This is a genomic window from uncultured Brachyspira sp. (assembly GCF_949287625.1).
GTDB lineage: Bacteria > Spirochaetota > Brachyspiria > Brachyspirales > Brachyspiraceae > Brachyspira.
Map to the genome: position 1 here is coordinate 1 of NZ_CASEGO010000162.1, position 3,891 is coordinate 3,891.

5 protein-coding genes are annotated in these 3,891 nt (G+C 25.2%); all 5 read right to left on the minus strand.

Annotated features, from left to right (window positions below):
• Window positions 1–226: 226 nt before the first annotated feature.
• The 5 genes from Q1X91_RS15010 to Q1X91_RS15030 all read right to left on the minus strand — a co-directional run bounded on the left by Q1X91_RS15010 (window position 227) and on the right by Q1X91_RS15030 (window position 3,836).
• Window positions 227–988: a hypothetical protein gene (locus Q1X91_RS15010; protein WP_300759324.1), complete on the minus strand. Its 762-nt coding sequence runs from the start codon at window positions 986–988 to the stop codon at window positions 227–229.
• 2 nt (window positions 989–990) lie between these two features.
• Window positions 991–2,340, minus strand: coding sequence for a UDP-N-acetylmuramoyl-tripeptide--D-alanyl-D-alanine ligase (gene murF, locus Q1X91_RS15015; RefSeq protein ID WP_300759328.1), 1,350 nt, complete (start codon window positions 2,338–2,340; stop codon window positions 991–993).
• Between the two features lie 125 nt (window positions 2,341–2,465).
• Complete coding sequence (locus Q1X91_RS15020; protein WP_020003700.1) at window positions 2,466–2,783, minus strand: hypothetical protein; 318 nt, start codon at window positions 2,781–2,783, stop codon at window positions 2,466–2,468.
• The gene (locus Q1X91_RS15025; RefSeq protein WP_300759331.1) at window positions 2,780–3,070 is read right to left on the minus strand and encodes a hypothetical protein; all 291 of its coding nucleotides are present in this window, start codon (window positions 3,068–3,070) and stop codon (window positions 2,780–2,782) included. The genes Q1X91_RS15020 and Q1X91_RS15025 overlap by 4 nt, the downstream gene beginning before the upstream one ends.
• Before the next feature lie 97 nt (window positions 3,071–3,167).
• Window positions 3,168–3,836: a hypothetical protein gene (locus tag Q1X91_RS15030; RefSeq protein WP_300759333.1), complete on the minus strand. Its 669-nt coding sequence runs from the start codon at window positions 3,834–3,836 to the stop codon at window positions 3,168–3,170.
• Window positions 3,837–3,891 lie beyond the last annotated feature (55 nt).

Genomic DNA, 3,891 nt, shown 5'->3' on the forward strand with positions numbered 1-3,891 from the left:
TTATACCAATAAAAGAACTGGGGTTTGGGGCAAAGCCCCAACTAAATTTAAAAATATTAAATTAAAAATTTATAAATTTAGTTTTGAAACAAGTCTAATATATAATAATTTAAAAACTATCAAATATTTATATACATGTTTATACCTATCTAAAAAGACAGGAGAGTTAAGAAATTAATTCTCTTGTCTTTTATTTTTATTGTCTTTTTATATGTAAAGAAATGCTTTATTGATTTTTATTTATGTCTTTTAAGTTTTTCTCAAGCATTATGAATTTATTGTCAAAGAATTTAAACATGCCTATATAATTATCATCTGTCTGCATAGTGTTTCCATCTTCAAGATTAAGATTATTTTCTATAATGCTTCTTGATAATATTGTAAGGAGATTGATTATACTTTTTGCATCTCTTAGAGTTTTATAAGCCATAATCTCATATTTACCTAAATTTTTAAGTCCTTCAGTGAATGCATGGTTCCCGTTATTGTCTGAAAAAATATCCACTCTCACCCATAAACGAGTAGGAAAATATTTACTATTTTTTATATATTCTTCCATTTCAGATAAATATGTATTGTTGGAAATAAGCAGATTAATCTCACCTATCAAAATAGCCGATACATTGTTTTGTTTTATTATAGAATATATTAGCTTACTGAAAATTAAGGCAGTATCTTTAAAGCTTATATTTTTTGAATTGGCATTAATAGATACAAATGACTTATGATTTAATATTTTTTCTTTTGTTGTAATATCTACATCATTGTAATTAATCAATATTTCGGCCTCTTTATCAGGTACTTTGAAAGGGGCTAGCTCATATTCAAAATCAATATTATCAATAGTAAATGTGTTTTTGTTATTATAAGATACTATGTTTATATCTATATTCCAATCTTTTTTTAATTGATTTGAAAAGTCATTAAAGTTTTTATCATCTAATAAAATAAAAGCTATTATAGAATTATTTTGAATTAAGTTATTCATTTTTAATTATTCTCTTTTATACTATCTATTATCACAGCAAAACCCGTACCTAATGAAGCCTTTATAAGCATTGCTGTATCATTTTTTAAAAACTCTTTTACTTTTTCTATAGCACTTTTTGCATTTTCAAAATAATATTTCTCACAATTAACAGTATTATAAATATCTTTTGAATGTTCTCCAACTGCTATAACTGTATTAATATTTTTTAATTCATTTATAGTATTTCCTATTTCTTTATGATAAGATGAGTTTTCAGTTTCCGTCTCAAGCATATCTCCTATTACAGCAATTTTTTTTGATTCCTTTCTCTGAGATAAATATTTAAGCATATTTTTCAATGCAGAAGGATTAGAATTATAACAGTCATTAATAACATTACAGCCTTTGATATTAATTATCTGCATTCTATTTTTTTGTGCTTCATAAGTTAGTAAAATATCAGCACATTTTTTTAAGTCTATATTATAAATTTCTGCTGCCTTTAAAGCAGAAAGTACATTACACAAATTAAAATCTCCAACTAAATTATGCTTAAAAATTATTCCTTTATATTCAAAAGTATTATCATCTTTTTTTACTATCTCTTTTATATCAGCTTCTATGATATTTTTTATATTGTTTCTTTGAGCCTCTTTTTTTAATATATCAGCACAATTGGTATTTTTATTTATTACAGCATTAGCATTTTCTCTAGTATGATTAAAAAGTTCTGCTTTAGCATAAGCAATATTTTCTATAGAGCCAAGATGAGCAATATGTACAGGTTCAACATTATTTATTATAACGGTATTTGCCTCTATACATTCAGATATTCTTAATAGTTCATTTTTATGATTCATTCCAGCTTCAATAACTGCTATTTCATAACTATTATCTAAATTAAATATTGTTTTTGGTACTCCTATTTCATTATTAAAATTTCCCTCTGTTTTTAATGCTTTATATTTTGCAGATAAAAAAAGATGAGTTAATTCTTTGGTAGTAGTTTTTCCGCAGCTTCCTGTTATTGATATTATAGATATATCAAATTTTCTTCTGTATTCTCTAGCAAGTTTTATAAAAAAAAGTATTGTATCATCAGTATAAAAAACTGCGGCATCATCGGGCATATTTATAGTTTTATCGCTTAAAATAAAATATCTGCATCCTTTATTGTATGTTTCTAATGTGAATCGGTTTCCGTCAAACTTTTCCCCTTTTATTGCTAAAAATAATTTATTACTGTCAAAATCATCTCTGCTGTCAGTTGATATTTCTAATTCTTTGTTTGTATCCAATTTCTCTATATTATATTTTGAGTTCAATTCTTTACTTACTTTTATTATATCTTTTAATGAAGTTTTTCCCATGATAACATTTCCGATAAATATATTTTGTTAACATAATTAAACCATGTAAATAGATATTTGTAAAGTATGTATAGGTATAATAATATTTCAGATATATATCTCACTATAAAAATAAGAAATAAAAATTATAGTGCTGGTGAATGATATCCTTTATAATTACCATTTGGGTGACGCATACATTTTGAGGAAGTAAGCTGTTTTAAAGTTTTATATTTGTTTCCGCAATATTTGCAGGTATATTCATCTTTTTCGCTTCCTTCGTAAAGTTTATGTTTACCTTTGTAATTACCATCTGGGTGACGCATGCAGTTTTGTGATGTAAGAGTTTTTACAGAGTTAAATCTATTTCCGCAGTATTCGCAGTAAAAGTTTTCTGATGATTTAGGTGTTAAACTTACAGCAAAGCAAAAAAATATTAAAGTTATTATATATAATTTTCTCATTTTTTATCATCCTTAATTAAATCTTTATATTTGGAATCTTTAAACTCTATATATGGTTTGGAGCTTAACATATGAATTGCTGTTATAAGTGAGTAGCTTATCCATGCTTTTTTTTCTGTAGGTTTTGATGATGAGGATTCATTTTTTTTAAGAAGCTCATTTAAAGAGGCTGATATATCATCAATATGCTCTTCGAAAAAATCTTCGCATTCATCGCAGGTATCCATAGTAGCCTGACCTTGTACTTCTTCTATTTCTTTACCGCACCAAACACATTTTACAGACATTTAATTACCTCTATTGTTATATTGTATTATTTTATTGTTATTAAACGGTGATATTATACAAAAATATTAAAGTTTGTAAAGTGTTAATTGTTAAATTTTACTTGCTCCCAAACATCATTCCTAGACCTAAAGTAAATCCTACAGAATGATAATTTTTTACGTCATACGAATAAAAAAGTTTATTAATGTCATTTTTATTGAAAAACATATATTCATAAAATAAATCAAGAGATACTAAAAAGGCATACTTTTCAGTTTGATAGAATCTGTCTTCTAAAATTAATCTGGCATAAACAGATATTGGTATTCTGCTTAAATTTAAATTATCACCTGTAAGCACTCCGTATTTAGCTCCAGACGCTATACCTAAAGTCATATTTGCAGGTAAGATAAAATTACTTTTAAAATTATGAAATTCGAATTTTAACCCTACTCCAGTATATAAACTCAATATATCTATTTTATTTACCTGATAATTATACGGATTTTTTATTGATATGAAAGTTCCGTCAAAGCCTGTATCAAACAATAAACTTATGCCGTTTAATATATTATTATTAATCTTAAACTTATATCCTAACTGCAAATTAATATCAAGTTTAGGCTCTAAACTTTTATAATAGTTCATACCAAATTTTGATGAGTTTACATTTGGTAAATTAATTTGAAATCCAAATTTAGGAATTAAAGATAGTTCAAATGCAGGAAAAAGTGCAGATGAAAATAAAGCAGTAAACAAAATAGTAATTATTAATTTTCTTTTCATTTTTATATCCTTTTTTAAAATTACAATAAACCAACCGATTGATTGATTGATTGAT